The 26,094-nt window shown below is 53.1% G+C and carries 20 protein-coding genes, 1 tRNA gene and 3 rRNA genes; 6 read left to right on the forward strand and 18 right to left on the reverse strand.

Annotation, left to right across the window (positions count from 1 at the left end):
• Positions 1-6: 6 nt before the first annotated feature.
• Positions 7-210: a p-hydroxybenzoic acid efflux pump operon protein AaeX gene (gene aaeX / locus FN037_RS17045; protein ID WP_002918640.1), complete on the reverse strand. Its 204-nt coding sequence runs from the start codon at positions 208-210 to the stop codon at positions 7-9.
• Positions 211-341: 131 nt separating this feature from the next.
• Between aaeX and aaeR the strand changes: the two genes are divergently transcribed.
• Positions 342-1,268: an HTH-type transcriptional activator AaeR gene (gene aaeR, locus FN037_RS17050; protein WP_142502757.1), complete on the forward strand. Its 927-nt coding sequence runs from the start codon at positions 342-344 to the stop codon at positions 1,266-1,268.
• 140 nt (positions 1,269-1,408) lie between these two features.
• On the opposite strand, the gene tldD is transcribed toward aaeR, so the two are convergent.
• From tldD to csrD, 8 genes are all read right to left on the reverse strand, one after another.
• On the reverse strand, positions 1,409-2,854 hold the full coding sequence (tldD, locus tag FN037_RS17055; RefSeq protein WP_138362895.1) for a metalloprotease TldD: 1,446 nt from the start codon (positions 2,852-2,854) through the stop codon (positions 1,409-1,411).
• Positions 2,855-3,077: 223 nt separating this feature from the next.
• Positions 3,078-6,875 carry an AsmA2 domain-containing protein YhdP gene (gene yhdP / locus FN037_RS17060; RefSeq protein WP_142502758.1) on the reverse strand — a complete coding sequence of 1,266 codons (3,798 nt, stop codon included), beginning with the start codon at positions 6,873-6,875 and terminating at the stop codon, positions 3,078-3,080.
• A gap of 84 nt (positions 6,876-6,959) precedes the next feature.
• Positions 6,960-8,429: a ribonuclease G gene (rng, locus tag FN037_RS17065; protein ID WP_138362893.1), complete on the reverse strand. Its 1,470-nt coding sequence runs from the start codon at positions 8,427-8,429 to the stop codon at positions 6,960-6,962.
• A gap of 2 nt (positions 8,430-8,431) precedes the next feature.
• Positions 8,432-9,013, reverse strand: a complete 582-nt coding sequence (locus FN037_RS17070) for a Maf family protein (protein ID WP_138362892.1) — start codon at positions 9,011-9,013, stop codon at positions 8,432-8,434.
• A 7-nt stretch (positions 9,014-9,020) separates the two neighbouring features.
• A complete protein-coding gene (gene mreD / locus FN037_RS17075; RefSeq protein WP_138362891.1) occupies positions 9,021-9,509 on the reverse strand; it encodes a rod shape-determining protein MreD in 489 nt (162 codons plus the stop codon).
• Positions 9,509-10,492: a rod shape-determining protein MreC gene (mreC, locus tag FN037_RS17080; RefSeq protein WP_142502759.1), complete on the reverse strand. Its 984-nt coding sequence runs from the start codon at positions 10,490-10,492 to the stop codon at positions 9,509-9,511. Before mreC ends, mreD begins: the two co-directional genes overlap by 1 nt.
• 70 nt (positions 10,493-10,562) lie before the next feature.
• Positions 10,563-11,606, reverse strand: coding sequence for a rod shape-determining protein MreB (gene mreB, locus FN037_RS17085; protein ID WP_002918653.1), 1,044 nt, complete (start codon positions 11,604-11,606; stop codon positions 10,563-10,565).
• A gap of 306 nt (positions 11,607-11,912) precedes the next feature.
• A complete protein-coding gene (gene csrD / locus FN037_RS17090; RefSeq protein ID WP_142502760.1) occupies positions 11,913-13,853 on the reverse strand; it encodes an RNase E specificity factor CsrD in 1,941 nt (646 codons plus the stop codon).
• Positions 13,854-14,070: 217 nt separating this feature from the next.
• Here csrD and FN037_RS17095 point away from each other — a divergent pair, with 217 nt between their 5' ends.
• From FN037_RS17095 to accC, 5 genes are all read left to right on the forward strand, one after another.
• Positions 14,071-15,045 (forward strand): MDR family oxidoreductase, encoded by a 975-nt coding sequence (locus tag FN037_RS17095; protein ID WP_142502761.1) that lies wholly within the window; start codon positions 14,071-14,073, stop codon positions 15,043-15,045.
• A gap of 77 nt (positions 15,046-15,122) precedes the next feature.
• On the forward strand, positions 15,123-16,124 hold the full coding sequence (msrP, locus tag FN037_RS17100; RefSeq protein ID WP_138362887.1) for a protein-methionine-sulfoxide reductase catalytic subunit MsrP: 1,002 nt from the start codon (positions 15,123-15,125) through the stop codon (positions 16,122-16,124).
• Positions 16,124-16,723 (forward strand): protein-methionine-sulfoxide reductase heme-binding subunit MsrQ, encoded by a 600-nt coding sequence (gene msrQ, locus FN037_RS17105; protein ID WP_138362886.1) that lies wholly within the window; start codon positions 16,124-16,126, stop codon positions 16,721-16,723. The genes msrP and msrQ overlap by 1 nt, the downstream gene beginning before the upstream one ends.
• Positions 16,724-17,120: 397 nt before the next feature.
• On the forward strand, positions 17,121-17,594 hold the full coding sequence (gene accB, locus FN037_RS17110; protein ID WP_138362885.1) for an acetyl-CoA carboxylase biotin carboxyl carrier protein: 474 nt from the start codon (positions 17,121-17,123) through the stop codon (positions 17,592-17,594).
• Positions 17,595-17,604: 10 nt separating this feature from the next.
• A complete protein-coding gene (gene accC, locus FN037_RS17115) occupies positions 17,605-18,954 on the forward strand; it encodes an acetyl-CoA carboxylase biotin carboxylase subunit (RefSeq protein WP_138362884.1) in 1,350 nt (449 codons plus the stop codon).
• Between the two features lie 322 nt (positions 18,955-19,276).
• Here the strand turns inward: accC and fis are convergent, their stop codons facing one another.
• The 9 genes from fis to FN037_RS17160 all read right to left on the reverse strand — a co-directional run.
• A complete protein-coding gene (gene fis / locus FN037_RS17120; protein ID WP_000462905.1) occupies positions 19,277-19,573 on the reverse strand; it encodes a DNA-binding transcriptional regulator Fis in 297 nt (98 codons plus the stop codon).
• 24 nt (positions 19,574-19,597) lie between these two features.
• The gene (gene dusB / locus FN037_RS17125) at positions 19,598-20,563 is read right to left on the reverse strand and encodes a tRNA dihydrouridine synthase DusB (protein WP_138362883.1); all 966 of its coding nucleotides are present in this window, start codon (positions 20,561-20,563) and stop codon (positions 19,598-19,600) included.
• Positions 20,564-20,921: 358 nt separating this feature from the next.
• The gene (gene prmA / locus FN037_RS17130) at positions 20,922-21,803 is read right to left on the reverse strand and encodes a 50S ribosomal protein L11 methyltransferase (protein ID WP_138362882.1); all 882 of its coding nucleotides are present in this window, start codon (positions 21,801-21,803) and stop codon (positions 20,922-20,924) included.
• 11 nt (positions 21,804-21,814) lie between these two features.
• Positions 21,815-23,266: a sodium/pantothenate symporter gene (gene panF / locus FN037_RS17135; RefSeq protein ID WP_138362951.1), complete on the reverse strand. Its 1,452-nt coding sequence runs from the start codon at positions 23,264-23,266 to the stop codon at positions 21,815-21,817.
• Positions 23,256-23,498: a YhdT family protein gene (locus FN037_RS17140; protein ID WP_138362881.1), complete on the reverse strand. Its 243-nt coding sequence runs from the start codon at positions 23,496-23,498 to the stop codon at positions 23,256-23,258. The genes panF and FN037_RS17140 overlap by 11 nt, the downstream gene beginning before the upstream one ends.
• A 230-nt stretch (positions 23,499-23,728) precedes the next feature.
• Positions 23,729-23,844, reverse strand: a 5S ribosomal RNA gene (rrf, locus tag FN037_RS17145).
• Positions 23,845-23,884: 40 nt separating this feature from the next.
• A tRNA-Thr gene (locus FN037_RS17150) sits at positions 23,885-23,960 on the reverse strand.
• 151 nt (positions 23,961-24,111) lie between these two features.
• Positions 24,112-24,227: ribosomal RNA gene (gene rrf / locus FN037_RS17155) — 5S ribosomal RNA — on the reverse strand.
• A gap of 192 nt (positions 24,228-24,419) precedes the next feature.
• Positions 24,420-26,094: ribosomal RNA gene (locus tag FN037_RS17160) — 23S ribosomal RNA — on the reverse strand; the annotation flags it as partial.

A 26,094-nucleotide genomic window follows, 5' to 3' on the forward strand; every position in this document is an offset into this window, starting at 1 on the left:
TCAACCTCAAACGAACAAACGCGATATCAGATAAAACAGGCAGCAATACAGCGCGGTATTAAACAACGCCGGGTGCCAGACAAAATCATAGATGCCGGTCGGAACCAGCAAGCGATGCACCAGCCAGAAGATAGCCAGCGACAATAGCAATTCAAAGAAGATCGGCGGAAATGACAAGCCGAAAATCACAATGACAGGAAACAGACTCATGATGACCTTGATAAGAAGCGTACAGGTGGTATATGCGATGCGTTTATTATTTAGCTAACAATATAGTAACGTAATAATTGCAGCCTTATCTATATTGTGTGATCTAAATCACTTTTAACCCAGAGTGAATAATGGAACGACTAAAACGTATGTCCATTTTTGCCAGAGTGGTCGAACTCGGTTCGTTTACCGCCGCGGCGCGCCAGCTCCAGATGAGCGTTTCATCCATCAGCCAGACAGTTGCCAAACTGGAAGATGAACTACAGGTGAAGCTACTTAATCGCAGTACCCGTAGCCTTGGCTTAACAGAAGCAGGAAAAATCTATTATCAAGGCTGTCGGCGAATGTTGTTCGAAGTTCAGGATGTCCATGAACAGCTGTATGCATTTAACAATACACCTATCGGTACGCTTCGTATCGGCTGCTCTTCAACGATGGCACAGAATGTCCTGGCCAGCATAACGGCGGAAATGCTCAAAGAGTACCCGGGATTATCGATAAACCTGGTCACCGGCATCCCTGCGCCAGACCTGATTGCCGATGGCCTGGATGTGGTGATTCGCGTTGGCGCGCTACAGGACTCCAGCCTCTTTTCCCGCCGCCTGGGCTCTATGCCGATGGTACTCTGCGCGGCGAAAAACTATCTTCATCACGCCGGGTATCCGGAAAAGCCGACAGATCTCGCCAGCCACTCCTGGCTTGAATACAGTGTACGGCCTGATAATGAATTCGAAATCATCGCCCCGGAAGGGATCTCAACCAAACTGATCCCTCAGGGGCGTTTTGTCACTAATGATCCCATGACGCTGGTCCGCTGGCTGACAGCGGGCGTCGGGGTGGCATATGTCCCGATAATGTGGGCGATCGACGAGATAAACCGTGGTGAAATCGAGATCCTGCTACCGAGCTATCAGTCAGATCCGCGCCCGGTTTACGCATTGTATACCGAGAAAGATAAACTGCCGCTGAAAGTACAGGTGTGCATTAACTACCTGACTGAGTATTTCGTCGGCGTAGCAAAAATTTATCAGGGGATGCATGGCCGCGGAGGCGCCTGATCTCCCGGAAAGAAGGTAGCGATAGTTAACGCGCTGTGCTGAATGAGTCACTCGACTGTCTGCCGCTGACGTGCGGCTTTCATCGCAACGCCGCAGAGTTGATTTGCGCTTTCGCAGGGGCGAAAGCGCACTGGGACAGGTCAGGCAGTACCGCCGACGGTAAGATTATCGACTTTAAGCGTTGGCTGACCGACGCCTACCGGCACGCTCTGCCCCTCTTTACCGCAGACGCCGACGCCGCTGTCCAGCTTCAGATCGTTACCCACCATCGAAATCTGCTGCATCGTTTCAATCCCGGAACCGATAAGCGTGGCGCCTTTCACCGCTTTTGTCACTTTTCCCTTTTCAATCAGGTAAGCTTCCGAGGTCGAAAAGACAAACTTACCGGAGGTGATATCCACCTGGCCGCCACCGAAGTTCGGCGCATAGATACCGTAATCAACCGATTCGATAATCTCCTGCGGTGTCGATTTCCCCGCCAGCATGTAGGTGTTGGTCATCCGCGGCATCGGCAAATGCGCGTAGGACTCGCGACGTCCGTTGCCGGTTGGTGCGACGCCCATCAGCCTGGCGTTGAGCTTGTCCTGCATGTAGCCTTTAAGAATACCGTTTTCGATCAGTACGTTATACTGACCCGGCGTACCTTCGTCATCAATAGCGACGGAGCCGCGGCGATCGGCAATCGTGCCATCATCCACCACAGTACACAGCTCAGAGGCCACCCGTTCCCCCATATGACCGCTGAAAACCGACGTCCCGCGACGGTTAAAATCGCCTTCCAGACCATGTCCGACCGCTTCGTGCAACAATACGCCAGGCCAACCTGCGCCTAATACGACTGGCAACATCCCGGCAGGCGCCGCGACGGCGCCCAAATTGACCAGCGCCATACGCACGGCTTCTCTCGCCCAGACATCGGCGCGCACTTCGCCATCTTGTACCGCGAGGAAATAGTCATAACCAAAACGGCCGCCGCCGCCGCTGGCGCCGCGTTCGCGTCTGCCATCCTCTTCCACCAGCACGCTGACGGAGAGACGCACCAGCGGACGCACATCGGCCGCCAGCGTACCGTCGGTGGCGGCAACAAGAATTAATTCGTAAACGCCGCTCAGGCTGGCGGAAACTTCCTGCACCCGCTTGTCGGCGGCACGAGCGGTTTTATCCACCCGGCGCAGAATATCCAGCTTCTCTTCACGACTCATGCTTTGCAGCGGATCGATACGGGTATAGAGCGAGCGGTATCCTACTTCGCCGAGAGTATGAACTTCCCCGTCGCCGTGGTCGCGCACGATGGTGCGAGCCGCCTGTGCGCTCTGTTCCAGCGCCAGCAGGCTGATTTGGTCGGCATAAGCAAAACCGGTTTTTTCCCCGCTTACCGCACGCACGCCGACGCCCTGATCGATATTGTACGAACCATCTTTAATGATGCCGTCTTCCAGAACCCAGGACTCGTGATAGCTCGACTGAAAATAGAGATCGCCATAATCAAGACGGCGCTCGGCCAGTTGACCAAGAATGGCAAACAGATCCTGATGATTCAGGCCATTTGCCGACAGTAATTGTTCACTTACCAGGTTCAGACTCATCGTTATGCTACTCGTTTGTTGCCGCCTTTCAGGCGGAAAAAAGTACCCTAAATAGTGCAGACTGCCGGGCAGGAATGCCAAAAAAGGCTCCTGAACGGCGCTTGTGCCGCCCCCTACGGGACAGGTCGGGCCATTTCTGACCTGCGCGCGTATAACCACCTGAAGTATGACGGGTACAAAATGCTATCTATTGAGAGTGCGATAATTCCCCACAATCGTCAAATCATTGCTTTTTGTCGCTCCGCGCCTGGCGCAGGACTTCATTAATTTGCGGCTGATCGATAGGACCGGTAATGCGATAGCGCAAAATAGAGACCTTGTTCCACAGCGGCCCCAGCACCTTACTGGCGGCAAAGACCGCAGCGCCGATGATGGGGTTAACAGTAAAGGCCGCCGCGACACCCACAGTGGCCGAAATTTCCGGCGCCACCACCGCCTGCATATCCAGCTGGCGGCGGACGAGATCCACAGACCCTTTCATGGCGATATCGGCCTCCAGGCCATCGACCAGCGTATCGTCGGTATTCAGCACGCCGTCTTTAATCCACGCCGTACTGTGAATCGAATCGAAGTAAAACCCTTCGCTAAAGGTATCGCTAAAATCAAAGCGCAGCTTGCGCAGCAGAGCGTCAACGCTGAGCAAACGCAAAAGCTGGCCTGCATGACCGGTGCTCAGATCGGTAAATTCACCTTTTCCAAGATGGCTTTTGAGGATCCCATTAAGTGACGCAACGTCAGGCTGCCACGGGGGCGCACGCCAGTGCAGATCATAATCCACATCGAACGACGATCCTTTTACCGGTGAAGAGATACCAAAGAAATTCACAAAATCATCGCTTTTATTACCGTGCAACTTACCCTTCAGCGACGTACGTACGCCGCCCGGGGCGTTAACCCAGGCACCATCAGTCGTCAGGCGGCCAAAACCGGTATCCACCAGTCCGTTCGTCAGCGTCAGGGTATCACCGCGGATAGTGAAATCGCCCTCAATACGGCCATATTTTTGCCCCCATAGCCAACACTCCGCGCAACGGAGCTGAAGGTCAGGCCAGCCGTGGAAATCCCAATGAGCATCGGCCAAAGGAACGCGAGTTTCCGCCGCAGCGGAATTTTTTGCTGACGTCGGGTTGTAATAGAGGTAGCGGATCGTCGCCAGCCACGGCGCATTATTACTCATCGTCAGCGTCGCATTGATTTCACGACCCTGAGCGTCGATCTTCGTCCCCCCCATATCGGGCCGGGCAACAAGACTCACATTATTCCAGCGCTGACCCGCCATCACTAACGCAGGCGTACGCAATGTCACTCGCTCCGGCAAGCTCAGGTTACTGCTGACATCATTTGCTACGCCGCCCTGGAATAACGCCAGCCACTGTGCGCCATCCATCGGCGGCAAATTTAGCTCCACACCGGACTGCTCAGGAAGCGGTGAAACAGTCTTACTGTCAGAGGTCAAAATAGCGCGATCCAACGTCAGCTTATGACCCAGCAGCCAGCGACTATTAATATGGTTTTTAGCCCCTACGGCGCCGGTAAGATTGAAACTGCGCAACCCGCCATCGACCTTAATTTTTACTGGCAGGGACTCACCGGCTTTCTTATCCATCGGTGCGGGTAAGTGACTACTTACATTCTTCAGGTCACCGTTAATATCGACTTTGTAATTGACGCCGCCGCGGTAGGGCAATTCTATTGCCACCTTGCCATCCCAGGGCACGCTGCCGCTCAAAGCGCCATCCAACGCGTTTGGCAGTAAGCCGGTACGCGCAGGCTGCCAGTTAGCATTCATCCCAACGTTAATCAGGAACGCTTTTTCACCCTCAGCAGTCGAAAAATCAACATTCAGCGGCTGGTTAAACCACCTGGCATTCATTGGTTCGCTTTTCAGATCGCCGTTTACAAAGCTGAATTTACCGCTCAAATTGTGCAGCGTGGCATCAATAGGCTTGATAAACAATGTGTTATTTTTTAGCTGAACGTCACCTTCCGCGGTGGTCATCTCGCCATCCAGGGGAATATCAAGATGTAAGCGAGCGCTCACATCCCCATCCAGTTGCAGATCGGACAACGCCGCCCCCAGAGATGCTTTCAACGGCGTCGCGTTAAAGTAAGGCCCCACATCTTTACCCGGCCCCTTAACATCGGCGTCAATCAGCAGCTTTTCTCGCGAATAGTCAGGGATCGCCGCCTCCAGGTTACTGGCGGTGACTTTACCCAGCATGACTTTATCGGCCTTCATCCACAAGCCGTCATTGATAAAGTTAAGGTCGATATTCAGCCCGGTCAGTGCGGGCCAGTCGGGTTGAAAAGCAAAGGTGGCGTTCTTGAGCGGCACCGAGACCTGAAACTGGCCTTCGTTATGCTTATAAGGGAACAGATGTGGATTACCGCCGTACACCAGCGTGGCATCGGTTGCCTGGCCACCTTTAATCGCCCCGCTAAGGTAATCCACCAGCGCTTTACCCATTAAATTTTCCGGGAAGTAGCGCCATGCCTGACTGCCATCGCTGGTACTGATACCGGCCAGAATACCGAGCCAGGGTTGCTCGCCCTGCGGTTGCAGATAGCGGAACCCGCCGCGAGCGCGAACGCCAGTAGCCTGCACATCAATGTCACGGCCATCAAGCTCAAAGCCTTTATCATTCTTCAACCAACTGAGTGTCGCATCACCTTGAGCGATTTCCAGCGGCGCACGAAAGACCGTCTCATAAGGCATTTTTGCCTGAGTCATTGAGGCATGAAGAACGCCGTTTTCCACGCTTCCGGCAACGCTTCCGGAGAAATGCTCAGCCCCCGGCAATAGCTTCCATTGTTTCCATGACATGTTGCTCCAGTCGGCCTGGAAGCGCGTTTTATCCACAGTCTGTAGCGGAATATCCAGCGCCAGCAGATTGATTTTCCCGTCAGGCTGCGTCGTTCGCCAGATTTTACTCAACGCAGGGGCCAGTTTGTCCGCCATCGGCTGTAGCCCACTCAGGCCGCTGAGATTAAGATTGCTGGCGCGAATACGCAGTTCGTCGCTGTGCTGGGGGGTATTTTCGCCGACGCGCTGAGCCGGGATCCACGCCATCGCCAGCGCGCCACTCGGCCAGGGTTTATCATCAATAGAGATTCGCGTATCCGGGATCCGAAATCCCCAGATTTGATTATCGCGATAGATGTGCGCCGTCAGGTTATCCACCGACAGATGATGTTCATCTTTGTCGCCCTGCCAGCTGGCCCCGCCTTTTTTCAGCCATACATCGCCGCTGGCCACATCACCTTTGTCGATGGTCATCCAGCCTTCAAGGCTGAAACGCGCACTCTGCAAGGCAATGTTGTCCTGCATCCAGCGCCCAAGCCACGGCTTAACGTCGATATCATCAGCCTGAAGCCAGACGCGTCCTTGGTTAAGCAGGCCGTCTTCATCGCGCAGATCCATACGTACCTGCATCACGCCATGCTGACCAGTCAGACTGCTGAGACTTAACTCCCCTTCGGCGCGATGGCGGTTTTTACCATTCAGCCAGGTAAGCTGCGGAATGGACAGATCTGCCCGCTGACCCGAAATGGTCAGAAAGCTGAGGTGGCTGTCACGCAGAATAAAGTGATCGAACTGGCGGAGAAAAAGATCTCTGATACGGTCGGGTTTCAGACCTTCGCCATTATTATTCGCCTGGATAGGCGTATTGGTATGAATCTGTAACTGCCAGAAAGTCAGGTCGCGAAATTGCCAGCGCATGTGCAGCAAGCTCTGCCAGACATCAAGCGCCAGAGTAACGCGTTTAACAGAGAGTTTGCCGCCGTCATTAAGGTCAGCCTTAACATCACGAACATCAAGCGTCGGGCCAAAATTTTGCCAGCTGGCGCTCAGTTGCGAGGCATCAACCGGCACGCCCGTCATCGCGGAAACTTTTTCCAGCACCAGCGGACGCCAGTTGTTCAACTGCGGCAATACGAGACGCAGACCACTCACCAGCAGTGCGACGATAACAATCAATGTTGCCACGGTGAGCAGTAATATCCCGGGCAGTCGCCTCACGCATCTCTCCTTGTCAGCTTTTTACACGTCACCCTTACGCCCCTTATTCAGGAATAATGGCCTGAACAGAGGCCAGGAGGATGATTACATCATTACCACATCAAACTGCTCCTGATTATAGAGCGGCTCAATTTGTACTTTGACCTGTTTGCCGACAAAGATTTCCACTTCCGCCAGCGCGTGCGATTCTTCCCCTTTCAGCGTTTCCGCTACTGCAGGAGAAGCATAGACCAGAAAACGGTCAGAATCGTAGGCATGGTGCACACGCACGATTTCGCGCATGATTTCATAGCACACCGTTTCCACCGTTTTCACCGTGCCGCGACCATGACAAGTCGGACATTCGTTGCACAGCACGTGCTCGATGCTTTCGCGGGTACGTTTGCGGGTCATCTCTACCAGCCCAAGCTGGGAGAAACCGTTAATGCTGGTTTTGACCCGGTCTTTGCTCAATGCCTGCTCAAGCGAATGCAACACCCGGCGACGATGATCCTCATTGTTCATATCAATGAAATCAATGATGATGATCCCACCAAGGTTGCGCAGCCGTAGCTGGCGGGCAATCGCCTGAGTCGCCTCAATGTTGGTATTAAAGATGGTGTCGTCCAGATTGCGGTGACCAACGAATGCGCCGGTATTGATATCAACGGTCGTCATCGCTTCCGTTTGATCGATGATCAGATACCCGCCTGATTTCAGCTCAACTTTACGCTCCAGCGCGCGCTGAATTTCATTTTCGACATCAAAAAGATCGAAGATCGGCTGACGACCACTATAGTGCTCCAGCTTGTCGGTCATCTCCGGAATATATTCGGCAGTAAACTCAAGCAACGATTCGTAGGTCAGACGGGAGTCCACGCGAATGCGGTCAAGCTGAGCATCGGCGAAATCACGCAGCACGCGCTGCGCCAGCGCCAGTTCGCCGTACATCTGGTAGCGTGTCTGCTGGCGCTTTTTGCGCTCCATCACTTTCGTCCAGACGCGCTTGAGATAAGCGGCATCAGCGGCCATCTCCTGTTCATGTACGCCTTCCGCGGCGGTACGGATAATAAATCCACCCTGCTCATCACAGTATTCTGACACCACTTTTTTCAGGCGCTCGCGTTCCGCTTCGCTTTCAATACGCTGAGAGACGCCGACATGTGAGGCGCCGGGCATAAAGACCAGATAGCGAGAAGGAATGGTGATATCGGTGGTCAGGCGGGCGCCTTTGGTTCCGAGCGGATCTTTCACCACCTGCACCATTAAATCCTGACCCTGGCGGACAAGTTCAGAGATGTCGCGAACGGTAAACTGTTTTTGCTCCTCGCCCGCCACGCACTCGGTATGGGGCATAATGTCGGAAGCGTGCAGAAATGCGGCCTTTTCCAGACCAATATCTACAAAAGCCGCCTGCATTCCCGGCAGCACGCGACTGACACGACCTTTGTAGATATTGCCTACGATCCCACGTCGCGCCTCACGCTCAATATGAATTTCCTGGAGGATGCCACCATCAATGTATGCGACGCGAGTTTCCGACGGCGTTACGTTAACCAATAATTCAGCTGTCATCTTTATCCCTTTTCTTCACGCAGTGAGTTAAAATGACTCAGCAACTCATACGTTTCCACCAGCGGTAAGCCGACTACGGCGTGATAACTGCCATTTATCGTCCTGACGAAACAGCCACCCAGCCCCTGAATTCCGTATGCACCTGCTTTGTCTAAAGGCTCGCCACTGGCGACATAGCCGGCGATATCCTGTTCTGAGAGCACGCGGAAAGTCACCTCTGTCACAACCAGGCAATCCAACGTTTGCCGCTTATCGGCCAGGGCTACAGCCGTCATGACCTGATGGGTTTTCCCGGAAAGCATACGCAGCATCTCTGCGGCATGCCCGGCATCGTGCGGCTTTTCCAGCACCTTACCGTTAAGAATAACGATGGTATCCGCCCCCAAAACGGGGAGATCAAGCGGCGCTAACGCCACACCAGCCTGCGCCTTTTCGCGCGCCAGCCGGGTAACATACTGCTGCGCGCTCTCCTGTGGGCGACGTTGCTCCTCAATACCGGGAACCACACGTTCAAAGGAGAGACCAAGCTGAGTCAGCAGTTCCTGCCGACGCGGAGAACCTGAAGCGAGATACAGCGTTGTCATATCAATCTTATTGCACCGCAAACTGCTGACGCACTTTACGCATCAGCAGGAATAGCCATGGCCAGAGCACACCGTTTACTACACTACTCCAGAACACTTCCGGACGGAAAGAGACATTGATCACTAAAAACTCTGCCCAGAAAACAATGATATCCACGGTGAGGGATAGCACGACCACCACCAGCGCCTGTTGCCAGAGCGCCAGATTGCGGAACAGCTGATATTTTAGTGCGACCAGATAAGCCACAATACTTAATGATAGCGCGCGAACGCCCAGCGTTGAGCCGCTGATGAGATCGAGAACCGCTCCCATCACAAACCCCGTACCGACGTTTACCCGATGAGGTAACGCGAGGATCCAGTATAACAGGATCAGTAATACCCAATTTGGCCGGTAGACGCTAATGTCTTCCGGCCAGGGCATAATCTGCAGCAATAGTGCGATAAGAAACGAGAGCCAGATAACCCAGCGTCCCTGGCTACGGTAACTTGCCACTATTGCCCTCCTGCTGGCAGAGGCTGCGTTGTCCCCGTTGCCGGATCCGGCATTGGCGGCCCCATCGCATCTGGCGGAGGCAGAACCTGCGGCATCATCTGCATCAGACGTTCATTCGCCACACGATGGACTTCTTCCGGCGTCATCGGATTCGCGCCGTTGCGATCGGCGGCCCACAGCAGCAGCAGATAACGCAAACGCTGCAAACCTGCGGTCGGACGCGCCTGAATCACCGTATACGCGCGCTGAGTATCCAGCTTCACGGACGACACCACACCAACCGGATACCCTTCAGGAAAACGACCGCCGAGGCCCGAGGTCACCAGCACATCGCCAACGCGAATATCCGTATTAGCGGGCAGATGCTCCAGTTGCAGATCGTCAGTACACCCATTCCCGGCAGCAATAACGCGAATGTCGTTACGCAGCACCTGAATCGGCAGCGCATGCGTGGCATCGCAAATCAGCAGCACGCGGCTGGTCAGTTTCGCTACCGCAACCACCTGCCCGACCACGCCTTTATCACTGATTACCGGCTGGCCCTCATAAACGCCGTTAACACTGCCTTTATCAATAACGACCTGATCGCTATAGGGATCGTTAACCGTTGAGATGACCTGGGTCACCATTTTTTGCTCATCCTGGCGCAGCGGAGACCCCAGCAGCTCGCGCAGGCGCGCGTTCTCCTGTTTGTACTGACCCAGCATCAGTAAATCACTGTTCTTCAGCAACAGTTCCTGGCGCAGCGCGCGATTTTCCAGTTCGAGTTGGTCACGGGTAGCCAGCGTTTGCGATATGCTATCCAGCAGTTCTCTGGGCCCATTAGAAATAAAGTAGAAAGGGCTGACGGCAGTATCCATGTACGTTCGTATCTGGCTGAACGTACCCAGGCGGCTGTCGGCAATTATCACGCCAAGCGCCACCAAAACCGCCAGAATAAGGCGAATCTGTAGCGATGGGCCACGGCTAAAAATTGGCTTCATAGGCTATGCGTATTCTCGTGTCAGTCAAGACCAGGGCCGCCCAATACGGACCGCCCGGATCTCAGGCTGACTACTCTTCGCTGAACAAATCGCCGCCGTGCATATCGATCATTTCCAGTGCCTTACCGCCGCCACGCGCGACGCAGGTCAGTGGATCTTCTGCAACTACGACAGGAATTCCTGTCTCTTCCATTAACAGACGGTCAAGGTTGCGCAACAGAGCGCCGCCGCCGGTCAGAACCATCCCGCGTTCGGAAATATCGGAAGCCAGTTCCGGAGGGCACTGCTCCAGCGCAACCATCACCGCGCTGACGATACCGGTCAACGGCTCCTGCAGCGCTTCAAGGATTTCATTTGAATTTAGCGTAAAGCCACGCGGCACACCTTCCGCCAGGTTACGCCCACGGACTTCGATTTCGCGAACTTCATCCCCAGGATAAGCGGAACCAATCTCGTGCTTGATACGTTCTGCAGTAGCTTCGCCGATCAACGAACCATAGTTACGGCGCACATAATTAATCACAGCCTCGTCAAAACGGTCACCACCGATACGCACAGAAGAGGAGTAAACGACGCCATTCAGGGAGATCACCGCCACTTCAGTCGTACCGCCGCCAATATCCACAACCATAGAACCGGTCGCTTCAGAGACCGGCAGGCCCGCGCCAATCGCGGCGGCCATCGGCTCTTCAATGAGGAAAACTTCACGAGCGCCGGCACCCTGCGCGGATTCACGAATAGCGCGGCGTTCAACCTGGGTCGCGCCAACGGGCACGCAGACCAGCACACGCGGACTTGGACGCATAAAACTATTGCTGTGCACCTGTTTGATAAAGTGCTGAAGCATTTTTTCAGTCACGAAGAAGTCGGCGATAACGCCGTCCTTCATTGGACGAATAGCTGCAATGTTGCCTGGCGTACGCCCAAGCATCTGCTTCGCTTCATGACCCACAGCGGCGACGCTTTTCGGCGATCCGGCACGATCCTGACGAATGGCCACAACGGAAGGCTCATTCAATACGATGCCTTGTCCTTTTACATAAATAAGGGTATTCGCGGTACCCAGGTCAATGGACAGGTCATTGGAAAACATGCCACGAAATTTTTTTAACATACTAAGGGATAATCCTGAAAGCTGGGGCGGAAAACAAAATCCGCTTACTTTACCAACCACGCGCAGCAGCGACAAGGCGCAAAAATCATCTGCTGCGGTGAAAATTAGTGCAGTTTGTTACCTTTGTTACAAATTTGCCTGAGTCAGTCCGCCGATGAAATCTCCAGCAGCGATCCGCGCTTTAATCTGCAACCTGTCAAAGGTCATTCACTGGCATTTTACATTGCGACAATCCGGCAGGTAGACAAGCACACCCCCATCACTATGGCGCGCATTATTCTACGTGAAATAACGCTAAACGGCAGATCAAACAGAGTATCTTTGCGAATATTTTTTCACATTAGTGTCAAGTGGCTGTGAGGCGGCAAAAAATTCCCCCTGACCGCCGGTGACACCGCATTGAGACAACACCTGCCACTCGCTACGGTTGAGCACGCCTGTCGCGAAAACCTGAACCGGCATTCCTTTACAGGCTTCCACCAGGCTTTGGATCAATAGCTGATTCTCACTGCGTTTTTCTATATTTCGCGATAACCCCGAATGCAGCTTTATCACTTCCACATCAAGCTGCTTGATCCAACTGGTCCCGACCAACGTAAGACCCGCCTGAATAACGGCGATCCGAATACCCAAAGCGTTAATCAACCGCATCACCGGCTGCAATCGGCCGATATATTGACAAACATCCGCCTCTGCAAGTTCAAAAATAATACGTTGCCGTTGCGATTTTTCACATTGCATCAAGGTATCGCGCAACCAACGCTGAAAGCGCGGGCGAATTAACGACTCTACCGTCACCTGCAACGCAAGATTCTCTTCCGGCCAGAAACCGAGAAATGGCAACAGCCGGGTAATCTGCAAACGGTCATACTCCTCCGATAAACCAAACTGCAGCACCATAGGCATATATTCCGCCGCGATCACCTCTTCTTTACCATCATAAAGACGGGACATGAGCTCCCGATGATGTACGCGACCATCACGGAACACTGCGGGATTCTGGTAGAGTCGCGGCCCACCGCGGCTTAGCATCTGTTCAATCAAGGTGCGCCAACGCACGTTACCACGCCCTTTCTCCGGCAAGGAGTCGTCGTAGACCGCCCAGCTATTACTTCCTTGCAGGACCGCGTTGCGCGCTGCCGCTTCAGCATGTTCCATCACCTGAGCCGTCGTTTGCCCACTACGAAAGGCACAGATGCCGATATGCATCATATCGTCTCGATCGAGAATGCGCGTCGGCGGCAGGGCATCCATCGCCTTTAAAAGCAACCCGGCAATGCTGTCCGCCTCTTTTAACGTACGATGCGGAAGCAGAACGGCAAAATCACTCCGGTGATAACGCGCCAACAGTGCGCCAGGATAGCGCATAATAAAAGTAGAGAGCATGTTGATCAGCGTAAAGTAGTGTTCTTCAGTCGCCCGGCGTCCCCAGTTATCGCGCAAAAGGTCAAAATCAGGCAAGCGGATCATCATAACAATGCCATATGATCCCACTTTCTCCTGATCTTCCAGCAGCGTCGTCAGTTGATTATCAAAAAACAACCGGTTATTTAGCCCTGTTTTTGAGTCCTGGGCCACATAAGAACGAATCAGGGTATCCATGCGGCTTCGCTGATCGCTAACGAACTGAAGTTCTGATAGCAGCGTGTCCAGTGCGCTACTGATATTGGCGGGCCACTCATATACGGAGCCCTGAACCTGCGGCCCACGCTCACCTTTAAGAATACGTGCGGCGCGGAGTTCCAGTAACTCCTGCCCCGCCAACTGGCGACGGATCCAGCGCACCGAAAAAAAGATCATCAGCACCATAAAGCCAATCGCAATGGAGAGTGGCGCGGTGATAAGTATTGAACGAAAGTAATTGGCCATTGGGTCCAGATAGACCAGATGGATATCCATGCCGGGATACTTAAGCGATGACACGGTGATATCGCGGAGCTGGTGGCTGCTACCAGGCGGACGATAGCTGTCACTGCGCGAACGGCTGTAGACCAACCTGCCGTGGATCCTAAAATCAACGCGCACCACTTCTACCGGCGCCATCAACTCATCCATTTGCGGTTCGAGTTGCTCAAAAGACGAAGAAACCAGGCGATTATCCAACATCGTCGCGACCGCCTGAACCCGGTTCGCCACTTTTAGCTGAATACCGTTATAAAAACTCAGCGAAGCGCCAATCAGCGTGACAAAGATAGCCAGGCTGATGAGTAGCGTGAAAAATGCTGAGAATTTCGTCGTTAATCGCATCCCTGTGTTAACTCCGCATGTGAATGACTGCCCGATGGGCATTCGGGCCCTCTGCTGCGCTTACATTAAAGTAAGCACTAACTTGCTAAAGATCGACGCATACTATCAAAGCTGACGCTTCTGGCAATTTATTGCGTTATGTCGGTGTAATAATGTCGTTAGCGAGTATAGTCTGCAGAAAAAATTTTCCAATCATCCAACCTACGAGGACCGGCGCATGCAGGCTTTAATCTTAGAACAGCAGGATGGCAAAACAATCTCTTCGGTGCAAACCCTTGATGCCAGCCAACTGCCGCAGGGCGATGTGACAGTGGATATCGAGTGGTCCAGCCTTAACTATAAAGACGCGCTGGCGATTACCGGCAAAGGGAAAATCATTCGCCACTTTCCGATGATTCCTGGCATCGATTTTGCCGGTTCCGTACACAGCAGCGAGGATCCTCGTTTTCATGCCGGACAACAGGTGCTCCTGACCGGCTGGGGCGTCGGTGAAAATCACTGGGGCGGGCTCGCCGAACGGGCGCGCGTCAAGGCCGACTGGCTGGTTGCGATGCCTCAAGGCCTGGATGGCCGTAAAGCAATGACCATTGGCACTGCGGGTTTCACTGCCATGTTGTGTGTGATGGCGCTGGAAGATGCCGGTGTTCGTCCTGAAGATGGCGAAATCGTTGTGACCGGTGCCAGCGGTGGCGTTGGCAGTACCGCTGTCGCCCTGTTACATCATCTGGGATACAACGTGGCGGCAGTAACCGGCCGTGAAAGTACCCACGCATACCTGAAAAACCTGGGAGCCCAGCGTATTCTGAATCGGGATGAGTTCGCCGAAACCCGCCCGCTGGAAAAACAGCTGTGGGCCGGCGCCGTGGACACCGTTGGCGACAAAGTGCTGGCAAAAGTGCTGGCGCAGATGAACTACGGCGGCTGCGTCGCGGCCTGCGGCCTGGCGGGGGGTTTTGCCCTGCCGACCACGGTAATGCCGTTTATTCTGCGTAATGTTCGCCTGCAGGGGGTTGATTCCGTGATGACCCCACCTGCACGTCGCGCACTGGCCTGGCAGCGTCTGGTTAGCGATCTGCCAGAATCATTCTATACGCAAAGCGCAACTGAAATCTCTCTCGCTGACGCCCCGGCATTTGCCGATAAGATAATGGCAAACCAGGTTCAGGGCCGTACGCTGGTCAAGATTGCCTGATCTGCAATTTTTCGTGACATATTCGCGATAACTCGCCGCCTCCGTCATGCTTAGAAAAACCTATGACGGAGGATGCCATGAAACTGAAAAAACTAACGGAAGCCGATGTAACAGTAGAGTCCGTTTTTATGCTTCAACGTCGCCAGATCCTGAAACTGTTGGGTATCAGCGCGACCGCGCTTTCCCTCTCGCCCTCCGCGCGGGCCGATCTGCTGGATTGGTTTAAAGGTCATGATCGCCCTCCGGCCCCTCCCGGTAAAGCGCTGACTTTCGATAAACCGGCAAAATGGCAAAACAGTCTGCCGCTGACGCCCGAAGATAAGGTCTCCGGCTATAATAACTTCTATGAATTCGGCCTGGATAAAGCCGACCCTGCCGCTAATGCCGGCAGTTTGCGTACCGATCCCTGGACGCTGACGATTGCCGGAGAAGTGGCAAAACCACTCACCCTCGATCATGACGATCTGATCAAACGGTTCCCGCTGGAAGAGCGAATTTACCGGATGCGCTGCGTGGAGGCATGGTCAATGGTCGTCCCCTGGGTCGGGTTCCCGCTACATAAATTACTGTCGCAGGTTGAACCCACCAGCAATGCACGCTACGTAGCGTTTAAAACGCTTTATGCCCCCGAGCAAATGCCCGGACAAAAGGACCGGTTTATCGGCGGCGGTCTGGCGTATCCGTATGTTGAAGGATTGCGCCTTGATGAAGCGATGCACCCTCTGACTCTGCTCACCGTCGGCGTATATGGCAAAGCCCTGCCCCCGCAGAACGGTGCGCCGATACGGCTTACCGTCCCATGGAAGTACGGCTTTAAGGGGATCAAATCCATCGTCAGTATTGAACTGACCCGTGACCGCCCGCCCACCACCTGGAACCTGGCCGCTCCTGATGAATACGGGTTTTACGCCAATGTTAATCCGCATGTCGATCATCCTCGCTGGTCCCAGGCCACCGAGCGCTTTATCGGCGCAGGCGGCATCCTGGACGTTAAACGTCAGCCAACCTTATTATTCAATGGCTACGCGGATGAAGTGGCATCGCTCTACCGGGGTCTGAATTTACGGGAGAACTATTAGTGCGCCTTAATGTACAACAGATAACCTGGCTGAAAGTGCTTCTCCACCTGGCCGGTTTTTTGCCCTTTCTCTGGCTATTCTGGGCAGGATATCAGGGGTATTTCAGCGCCGATCCGGCAAAAGATATTCAGCACTTTACCGGTAGGATGGCACTTAAATTCCTGCTTGCCACCTTGCTTGTCTCCCCCCTGGCACGCTACGCTAAACAACCCTTGTTGATACGGACAAGGCGATTATTAGGATTGTGGTGTTTTACCTGGGCAACGCTGCACCTGACCAGCTATATACTGCTTGAACTCGGCATCAACAACCTGACGTTACTGGGGGAAGAGGTGGTCACCAGACCTTATCTGACGCTGGGCTTGATCAGTTGGTTGATTCTGCTGGCTCTGACCGCGACATCAACACAAGCGATGCAGCGAAAATTGGGCCGTCGCTGGACAAGATTGCATAACTTCGTCTATATCGTCGCCATCCTCGCCCCGATTCACTACCTGTGGTCGGTGAAGATCTTATCTCCGCAGCCGATAATTTATGCGCTGCTGGCCATCTTACTTTTAGCATGGCGATACAAGAAGTTCCGCCAGTGGTGGCGCTAATCTCCGGATATGCGCCTTCCCCCGCAAATCTCTTATCAGGCGTAACGCTTTGCATGATAGCGGTTGATTATCTTCCCTGATAAGACCAGTATTTAGCTGCGAAATGCTACGAAATAGTTATAATGTGCGACTTTGGCTTTCCTGACGGGGTTTTTAACCCCTGAAAAGGTGACAATCGCGCATCGAAGGTATATTTTGTTTTTTGCCCGAGAATAGCAGAAGATAGCCGCATAATGGCTGATAAGTTCCACATTTTGCTTCTCAGCTATTGGCACTGGCCATATCAGCATAAAACAGAAGCGCCAGGATCTTGCGCGCAGTCGTAATACATATGCTTTACAGACGGTGCTAACACACCTGTCACAATCACACTAAACAAAGAGTACGGAACCCACTCATGGATATTCGTAAGATTAAAAAACTGATCGAGCTGGTTGAAGAATCAGGCATCTCCGAACTGGAAATTTCTGAAGGCGAAGAGTCTGTACGCATCAGCCGCGCCGCGCCGAGCGCAAGTTTCCCGGTGATGCAGCAGGCTTACGCCGCACCGATGATGCAGCAGCAGCCAGCGCTGTCCAGCGCTGTTGCGCCTACGGCAACGCCAGCAGTGGATGCCCCTGCAGCAGCGGAAATCAGTGGTCACATCGTACGTTCCCCAATGGTTGGTACTTTCTACCGCACCCCAAGCCCGGACGCGAAAGCGTTCATCGAAGTCGGTCAGAAAGTTAACGTGGGCGATACCCTGTGCATCGTTGAAGCCATGAAAATGATGAACCAGATCGAAGCCGATAAATCCGGCGTAGTGAAAGCGATTCTGGTCGAAAGTGGTCAACCGGTAGAATTTGACGAGCCACTGGTCGTCATCGAATAACGAGGCGAACATGCTGGATAAAATTGTTATCGCCAACCGCGGCGAGATTGCATTGCGTATCCTGCGTGCAAGTAAAGAACTGGGCATCAAGACCGTTGCTGTTCACTCAACCGCGGATCGCGATTTAAAACACGTATTGTTAGCGGATGAGACGGTCTGTATCGGCCCGGCCCCGTCCGTAAAAAGCTATCTGAATATCCCGGCGATTATTAGCGCCGCGGAGATCACCGGTGCGGTCGCTATTCACCCGGGTTATGGCTTCCTGTCCGAAAACGCAAACTTTGCCGAGCAGGTTGAGCGTTCCGGCTTTATCTTTATTGGCCCGAAAGCTGAGACTATCCGCCTGATGGGCGATAAAGTATCAGCCATCACCGCCATGAAGAAGGCAGGTGTACCAACCGTACCGGGCTCTGACGGCCCGTTGGGCGATGATATGGATGTTAACCGCGCCCACGCCAAACGCATCGGTTACCCGGTGATTATCAAAGCCTCCGGCGGCGGCGGCGGGCGTGGTATGCGCGTGGTGCGCAGCGACGCTGAACTGGCGCAATCCATCGCCATGACCAAAGCTGAAGCGAAAGCGGCTTTCAACAATGACATGGTGTATATGGAAAAATACCTGGAAAATCCTCGTCATATCGAGATCCAGGTACTGGCTGACGGCCAGGGAAATGCGATCTATCTGGCGGAACGCGACTGTTCCATGCAGCGTCGTCACCAGAAAGTGGTCGAAGAAGCGCCAGCGCCGGGTATTACGCCAGAACTGCGCCGCTACATCGGCGAACGTTGCGCAAAAGCGTGCGTTGATATCGGTTATCGTGGCGCGGGTACGTTTGAGTTCCTGTTCGAAAACGGCGAGTTCTATTTTATCGAAATGAACACCCGTATTCAGGTTGAACACCCGGTGACAGAAATGATCACCGGCGTTGACCTGATCAAAGAGCAGTTGCGTATCGCAGCTGGCCAGCCACTGTCTATCAAACAGGAAGAAGTCGTGGTAAAAGGCCACGCGGTAGAATGCCGTATCAACGCCGAAGACCCGAATACCTTCCTGCCGAGCCCGGGGAAAATCACCCGTTTCCACGCGCCGGGCGGGTTTGGCGTTCGCTGGGAATCTCATATCTACGCGGGTTATACTGTACCGCCATACTATGACTCCATGATCGGCAAGCTGATCTGCTACGGTGAAAACCGTGATGTAGCAATTGCCCGTATGAAAAATGCGCTGCAGGAACTGATCATTGATGGCATCAAAACCAACATTGACCTGCAAACCCGCATCATGAACGATGAGCACTTCCAGCATGGTGGCACCAACATCCACTATCTGGAGAAAAAACTCGGATTGCAGGAAAAATAATGCGTCCGTCCACCAACGATATGGCAAATTTATTTCTGCTCTGAGGTGGTAAATCGCAAGGGAGGCTCAAAGCCTCCCTTTCACTATCTCACTACTGTCAGCTGTTTCTGCGGGCAGTGCCGCAACCTCTCTCCCTTCAACGCGCCCGGGCCCGCAAGCAATACCGTGTGCGAGTCTCACCTCTCAGGCAGAACAGCAGGCCACCCTGGCCCGTCGTAGCCCTCAGACAAAGGGTGTATCGTCAGGAATCTCACTCCCAATAAAAAAGGCGCTTCCCCATGCCGAAGAGCGCCTTTTATATCAAGCAATTAACTGATTAATATCAGTTCATGCCGTATTTTTTCAGTTTTTTACGCAGCGTACCACGGTTGATCCCCATCATCAGGGCAGCACGGGTCTGGTTACCGCGGGTGTATTGCATCACCATGTCCAACAGGGGCTGTTCTACTTCAGCCAGTACCAGCTCATACAGGTCATTGACATCCTGACCGTTCAGTTGAGCAAAATAGTTCTTCAGTGCCTGTTTAACCGAGTCACGCAGGGGTTTTTGAGTTACCTGATCCTGAGAGTTAACGGTAGAAACGGTCAGTACGTCAGAATTTACGCGTTGTTCGAACATAGTTCTGTCAGCTCTTTATTTCTATTACGCAAAATTTTCGAAGTATGCCTCCAACGCCTCCAGCTGTTCGCTGGTATCTTCTATGGCGTTGAATGTGCGCCGAAACTGGTCATCTGGAGCGTGTTCCTGGAGATACCAGGATACGTGTTTACGCGCGATTCGGTACCCTTTTGCCTGGCCATAAAAACCATGCAATTCCCGAACATGCGCACAAAGCAAGCGCTTAACCTCTACCAGCGGCAGCGGCGGCAGCAGCTCTCCAGTGTCCAGATAGTGCTGGATTTCCCGAAAGATCCAGGGTCTTCCCTGAGCCGCCCGGCCTATCATAAGGGCATCAGCCCCCGTATAGTCGAGCACAGCTCTGGCTTTAAGCGGGTCAGTAATGTCGCCATTCGCGATAACCGGAATGGAAACTGTCTGCTTAACTGCCCGAATACTGTCGTACTCAGCATCCCCATTAAACAAGCAGGCACGTGTGCGCCCGTGAATAGTCAGAGCCTGAATACCACATTCTTCAGCCAGTTGGGCAATCTCTACACAGTTACGGTGTTCCGGTTCCCAGCCGGTGCGAATCTTGAGAGTCACAGGAACATCTACCGCCTTGACGACCGCCATCAGAATGGATTTCACCTGATCGGGGTACTGCAAGAGGGCTGAACCTGCAAGCTTACGATTCACTTTTTTAGCCGGGCACCCCATATTGATATCAATAATTTGGGCACCGCTTTCCACATTAATACGGGCGGCCGCGGCCATCTCTTCCGGTACGCTACCGGCGATTTGCACGGTACGAATACCGGGTTCATCCACATGCACCATCCGTAACCGGGACTTGTCGCTCTCCCAAACCTGCGGGTTGGAGGACATCATCTCGGATACGGTCAATCCCGCTCCCATCTCGTAACACAACGTCCGGAATGGTCTGTCTGTTATGCCAGCCATAGGCGCTGCGATCAGTCGATTTCTGAGCTGGTAATGTCCGATGCGCATGAGTTAAGAAATGACCATACTGTGACTGCAAGGCGGCGTATATTACGCATTTTTTGCACGAGATGAAAGGCCAAACTTTGAGCAATCCGCTGTTGCAGATCAATGAATTCAGCACTTGCATCAGGATGAGCAATAAATTTACATATTAATCATTATGTTAGATGTTATTGAATAATTTGTGTCCATTTATAAAATCGTAAAACTTCTCGATTTTTCTCAGATAAAGATTGCGTTTCGGAGCCCAGAGCGCTGTTTTTGCAACCAAAGAGAACGCCATAATGCGATCTAAATCGCATTTCCTGACGTCATTAAGCAGCAACTGGAAACAACAATACGGCCCGCAGGCCGTATCCGATGCTTACTTTTTATAACCAGTAATTCGGCACCACTCGTCTTTTTCGACCACAGGGTCAAGTACAAAGAGATCGGTATAGGCTTCACAGACGCTCTCCGACTGACTGGCAAGAATGCCGGAAAGGCCCAGTAAACCGCCTGTAACGGGCAGTACGCTGATGAGCGGGGCCAACTCGCGCAAAGGGCCAGCCAGAATGTTTGCGACCACCACATCGGCTTTCATGGCTTCTGGCTGATCCTGAGGCAGATAAAGTTCCAGTCGGCCGGAAACCCCATTGCGCTCGGCATTATCACGACTGGCCTGAATAGCCTGTGGATCGATATCAATGCCAATCGCTTTCGCTGCACCAAGTTTTAATGCCGCGATGGCCAGAATGCCGGAGCCGCAACCAAAATCAATAATCGTTTTGCCTTTAAGATCGAGTCCGTCGAGCCACTGTAAACACATCGCAGTCGTGGGATGCGTACCGGTACCAAACGCCAGACCTGGGTCCAGCATCACATTAACGGCGTTTTCATCCGGAACCTCACGCCAGCTCGGGCAAATCCACAGACGTTTACCGAAGCACATCGGATGGAAGTTATCCATCCACTCGCGCTCCCAGTCTTTATCTTCCAGTTGTTCTATTTTATGCACAAAACCGCGCCCCAATAGCCGGTGCTGTTCGAGAATGGCAACCACCTCTTTCATGTCGGTTTCAGCATCAAACAAACCAATAACGTCAGTATCCCCCCACAAACGGGTTTCACCGGGCAAAGGTTCAAATACTGGCGTATCGTGAGTATCCTGGAAAGTAATAGAAACGGAGCCCGCGTCCATCAGAGCATCACTCAGCTCTTCCGCATTAGCACCAGTCGTATTCAGTTTCAGTTGGATCCATGGCATGACAGAACTCTTTATTTATTGGTAGTCAATGTAGCAGCTTGCGGCGCGGAGGAACCAAAACGGTTTCCGGCCAGAAAAGCCAGCAAACTCAGCAGTAACGAGGGCACAATTGGATGGAAACCCAGGTACTGAATATTAAAAGTAGCGAGCAGGGCATACAGCACGCCGCCAACAATCATGGCGCTCAATGCGCCTTGCGCATTCGCTTGTTCCCAGTACAGGCCAAACACCAGCGGCCAAAGGAACACCGCTTCAAGTCCACCGAATGCCAGAAGATTGAGCCAGATAATCATTTCTGGCGGACGCCAGGCAGCCAGCATCATCAGGATCCCCAGCACTAACGTAGCGATCGTTGAGATCCGCTTGAGTTTTTGCTCATTATGTCTTTTCGTCGGCTGAGCGCTGAGCCAAAGATCTTTAATGATCGTAGCTGACGCCTGTAATAAATGGGCATTTACATTCGACATAATCGCCGCTATCGGCGCCGCCAGGAATAACCCCGCAGCCCACGGCGGCAAAACGCGTACCATCAGCGTTGGAATCACCTGATCCGGAATGGTCAGGTCGGGTAGTACTGCTCTTCCCAGCGCACCAGCCAGATGCATACCAAACATCAAAATAGCGACAACGATAGTACCGATTACGATCCCGCGGTGGACAGCCTTGCTATCTTTATAAGAGATACAGCGCACGGCTGTGTGCGGCAGGCCAATAACGCCGAAACACACCAGGACCCAGAAGGATGTCATAAAAGCCGGAGTAAGGATATCATTCGCGCCATGCGGCGAAATTAGCTGCGGATCGATGTGTTGTAATGTATCTACAGCATTATGCAGGCCACCTGCCGCATGAACGACGCCAACCAGTAGCACGATTGTACCGATCAGCATCACCATACCTTGCATGGTGTCGTTGAGGACGCTGGCGCGAAAACCGCCGAAAGCCGTGTACAACACGATAGTGATACCAAAAATAAGCAGGCCCGTTTCATACTTGATGCCGGCGGCGGTCTCCAGCAGGCGGGCGCCGCCGATAAATTGCACGGCAATAGCACCGACAAAAGCAACCAGCAGGCTTACGCTGGCTATCCATACGACCGCCCGGCTTTGATAGCGCGCCAATAACATGTCATTCAGCGTTATCGCATTGTAGCGACGCGCCAGGATAGCGAATTTCTTGCCGAGAATACCCAGTGACAGCCAAATTGTCGGTACCTGAATCATGGCCAGGAGCACCCAGCCAAGCCCATATTTATAGGCTGCTCCCGGCCCGCCAATAAATGAACTGGCGCTAATGTAAGTGGCAGTTAACGTCATCGCGAGGACGAAGCCACCCATTGAACGACTGCCAAGAAAATATTCGCTAAGAAAACTGCCGTTGCTGCGCTTGCACATTGCGTAAAACGATAGACCGAATACCACCAGCAGGTAAACGAGCAGCACAATGATGATTTCAAACTTCATCATTATCCTCCAGAGAGATATCGCGGAAAATGAAATGCACCATGGCCCAGCACAGCAGGATAAATAGCAGCGGTACCAACAGGCAGGCTAATTCGAACCAGTACGGCAGACCCGTAATGCCAATACCGCCTTCTGGCAGATAAGCGGTAGCCAGCCAGGCAGCAAGATAGAGAAGGGTAAGCCACAGCGCCCAGCGCGCTTCTTTATGGGCCTGAACAAACCGTTTGTCCATGGAAGGTATCTTCCTTAATGGTGGTGATACATGAAACGGGCAATTCTACGGCAATCGCCGGGATGGGGAAAACTATCTGGCAGGAAATTTCGCCATTAGCGCTGACATTAGCCTAATGCTGGCGTATTTGAAAAGTGTCACGGGCAGCCGTTGCTACGCAATGTTCAACGATAAACAGTAAATAAAACAAAAGGCCCAGTCTTGCGACTGGGCCTTTTGTTTTATTTGATGTCTGGCAGTTCCCTACTCTCGCATGGGGAGACCCCACACTACCATCGGCGCTACGGCGTTTCACTTCTGAGTTCGGCATGGGGTCAGGTGGGACCACCGCGCTACAGCCGCCAGACAAATTCTTTTCTAAAGTGCCGAACGTTAACCATATTAAGTGGTGCTGATACCCAGAGTCGAACTGGGGACCTCACCCTTACCAAGGGTGCGCTCTACCAACTGAGCCATATCAGCACGCTAAATTTGATGCCTGGCAGTTTATGAATCACTTCGTGATTCACCCTTCGGGCCGTTGCTTCGCAACGTTCAAAAGCTTTCGCTTTTGTCCTGCTCTCTGTCGAGTAGTGAACTGCCTCGAAAGTCTGTGCCATACTTCTAATTTGATGCCTGGCAGTTCCCTACTCTCGCATGGGGAGACCCCACACTACCATCGGCGCTACGGCGTTTCACTTCTGAGTTCGGCATGGGGTCAGGTGGGACCACCGCGCTACGGCCGCCAGGCAAATTCTTTGTGCTCTGTCCTGTGTCTTTTGCGCTGATACTGCGTTGGCTGCTCTGGCGAACGTCAGTCACATACCTGTGTATGCTCCTTCCGTCGCTGCGTTTGCCGCCTTGTCTCAGCGCAAAATCCTTCGGACTCTGAATCTAAGCTGAATATTGTCTCTCAAATCGCCAAAACATCTTCGGCGTTGTAAGGTTAAGCCTCACGGTTCATTAGTACCGGTTAGCTCAACGCATCGCTGCGCTTACACACCCGGCCTATCAACGTCATCGTCTTTAACGTTCCTTCAGGAGACTCTAAGTCTCAGGGAGAACTCATCTCGGGGCAAGTTTCGTGCTTAGATGCTTTCAGCACTTATCTCTTCCGCATTTAGCTACCGGGCAGTGCCATTGGCATGACAACCCGAACACCAGTGATGCGTCCACTCCGGTCCTCTCGTACTAGGAGCAGCCCCCCTCAGTTCTCCAGCGCCCACGGCAGATAGGGACCGAACTGTCTCACGACGTTCTAAACCCAGCTCGCGTACCACTTTAAATGGCGAACAGCCATACCCTTGGGACCTACTTCAGCCCCAGGATGTGATGAGCCGACATCGAGGTGCCAAACACCGCCGTCGATATGAACTCTTGGGCGGTATCAGCCTGTTATCCCCGGAGTACCTTTTATCCGTTGAGCGATGGCCCTTCCATTCAGAACCACCGGATCACTATGACCTGCTTTCGCACCTGCTCGCGCCGTCACGCTCGCAGTCAAGCTGGCTTATGCCATTGCACTAACCTCCTGATGTCCGACCAGGATTAGCCAACCTTCGTGCTCCTCCGTTACTCTTTAGGAGGAGACCGCCCCAGTCAAACTACCCACCAGACACTGTCCGCAACCCGGATCACGGGCCCACGTTAGAACACCAGCCATTAAAGGGTGGTATTTCAAGGACGGCTCCATGCAGACTGGCGTCCGCACTTCAAAGCCTCCCACCTATCCTGCACATCAAGGACCAGTGTTCAGTGTCAAGCTATAGTAAAGGTTCACGGGGTCTTTCCGTCTTGCCGCGGGTACACTGCATCTTCACAGCGAGTTCAATTTCACTGAGTCCCGGGTGGAGACAGCCTGGCCATCATTACGCCATTCGTGCAGGTCGGAACTTACCCGACAAGGAATTTCGCTACCTTAGGACCGTTATAGTTACGGCCGCCGTTTACCGGGGCTTCGATCAAGAGCTTCTCCGCGAGGATAACCCCATCAATTAACCTTCCGGCACCGGGCAGGCGTCACACCGTATACGTCCACTTTCGTGTTTGCACAGTGCTGTGTTTTTAATAAACAGTTGCAGCCAGCTGGTATCTTCGACTGATTTCAGCTCCATGAGTAAATCACTTCACCTACATATCAGCGTGCCTTCTCCCGAAGTTACGGCACCATTTTGCCTAGTTCCTTCACCCGGGTTCTCTCAAGCGCCTTGGTATTCTCTACCTGACCACCTGTGTCGGTTTGGGGTACGATTACGTGTCACCTGATGCTTAGAGGCTTTTCCTGGAAGCAGGGCATTTATTGCTTCAGCACCGTAGTGCCTCGTCATCACGCCTCAGTGTTAAAGTGAACCGGATTTGCCTGGTCCACACACCTGCACGCTTAAACCGGGACAACCGTCGCCCGGCCAACATAGCCTTCTCCGTCCCCCCTTCGCAGTGACACACAGTACAGGAATATTAACCTGTTTCCCATCGACTACGCCTTTCGGCCTCGCCTTAGGGGTCGACTCACCCTGCCCCGATTAACGTTGGACAGGAACCCTTGGTCTTCCGGCGAGCGGGCTTTTCACCCGCTTTATCGTTACTTATGTCAGCATTCGCACTTCTGATACCTCCA

Source organism: Klebsiella sp. 2680, assembly GCF_900198535.1.
Lineage (GTDB): Bacteria > Pseudomonadota > Gammaproteobacteria > Enterobacterales > Enterobacteriaceae > Klebsiella > Klebsiella indica.

What these genes read in the sequence shown, in the direction of transcription:
- FN037_RS17095 (WP_142502761.1), top strand. Translation starts at nt 14,071, where the DNA reads ATGCAGGCTTTAATCTTAGAACAGCAGGATGGCAAAACAATCTCTTCG.
- tldD (WP_138362895.1), bottom strand. Translation starts at nt 2,854, where the DNA reads ATGAGTCTGAACCTGGTAAGTGAACAATTACTGTCGGCAAATGGCCTG.
- dusB (WP_138362883.1), bottom strand. Translation starts at nt 20,563, where the DNA reads ATGCGCATCGGACATTACCAGCTCAGAAATCGACTGATCGCAGCGCCT.
- accB (WP_138362885.1), top strand. Translation starts at nt 17,121, where the DNA reads ATGGATATTCGTAAGATTAAAAAACTGATCGAGCTGGTTGAAGAATCA.
- msrP (WP_138362887.1), top strand. Translation starts at nt 15,123, where the DNA reads ATGAAACTGAAAAAACTAACGGAAGCCGATGTAACAGTAGAGTCCGTT.
- prmA (WP_138362882.1), bottom strand. Translation starts at nt 21,803, where the DNA reads ATGCCATGGATCCAACTGAAACTGAATACGACTGGTGCTAATGCGGAA.
- panF (WP_138362951.1), bottom strand. Translation starts at nt 23,266, where the DNA reads ATGAAGTTTGAAATCATCATTGTGCTGCTCGTTTACCTGCTGGTGGTA.
- fis (WP_000462905.1), bottom strand. Translation starts at nt 19,573, where the DNA reads ATGTTCGAACAACGCGTAAATTCTGACGTACTGACCGTTTCTACCGTT.
- csrD (WP_142502760.1), bottom strand. Translation starts at nt 13,853, where the DNA reads ATGCGATTAACGACGAAATTCTCAGCATTTTTCACGCTACTCATCAGC.
- accC (WP_138362884.1), top strand. Translation starts at nt 17,605, where the DNA reads ATGCTGGATAAAATTGTTATCGCCAACCGCGGCGAGATTGCATTGCGT.
- FN037_RS17070 (WP_138362892.1), bottom strand. Translation starts at nt 9,013, where the DNA reads ATGACAACGCTGTATCTCGCTTCAGGTTCTCCGCGTCGGCAGGAACTG.
- FN037_RS17140 (WP_138362881.1), bottom strand. Translation starts at nt 23,498, where the DNA reads ATGGACAAACGGTTTGTTCAGGCCCATAAAGAAGCGCGCTGGGCGCTG.
- rng (WP_138362893.1), bottom strand. Translation starts at nt 8,429, where the DNA reads ATGACAGCTGAATTATTGGTTAACGTAACGCCGTCGGAAACTCGCGTC.
- mreC (WP_142502759.1), bottom strand. Translation starts at nt 10,492, where the DNA reads ATGAAGCCAATTTTTAGCCGTGGCCCATCGCTACAGATTCGCCTTATT.
- mreB (WP_002918653.1), bottom strand. Translation starts at nt 11,606, where the DNA reads ATGTTAAAAAAATTTCGTGGCATGTTTTCCAATGACCTGTCCATTGAC.
- aaeR (WP_142502757.1), top strand. Translation starts at nt 342, where the DNA reads ATGGAACGACTAAAACGTATGTCCATTTTTGCCAGAGTGGTCGAACTC.
- aaeX (WP_002918640.1), bottom strand. Translation starts at nt 210, where the DNA reads ATGAGTCTGTTTCCTGTCATTGTGATTTTCGGCTTGTCATTTCCGCCG.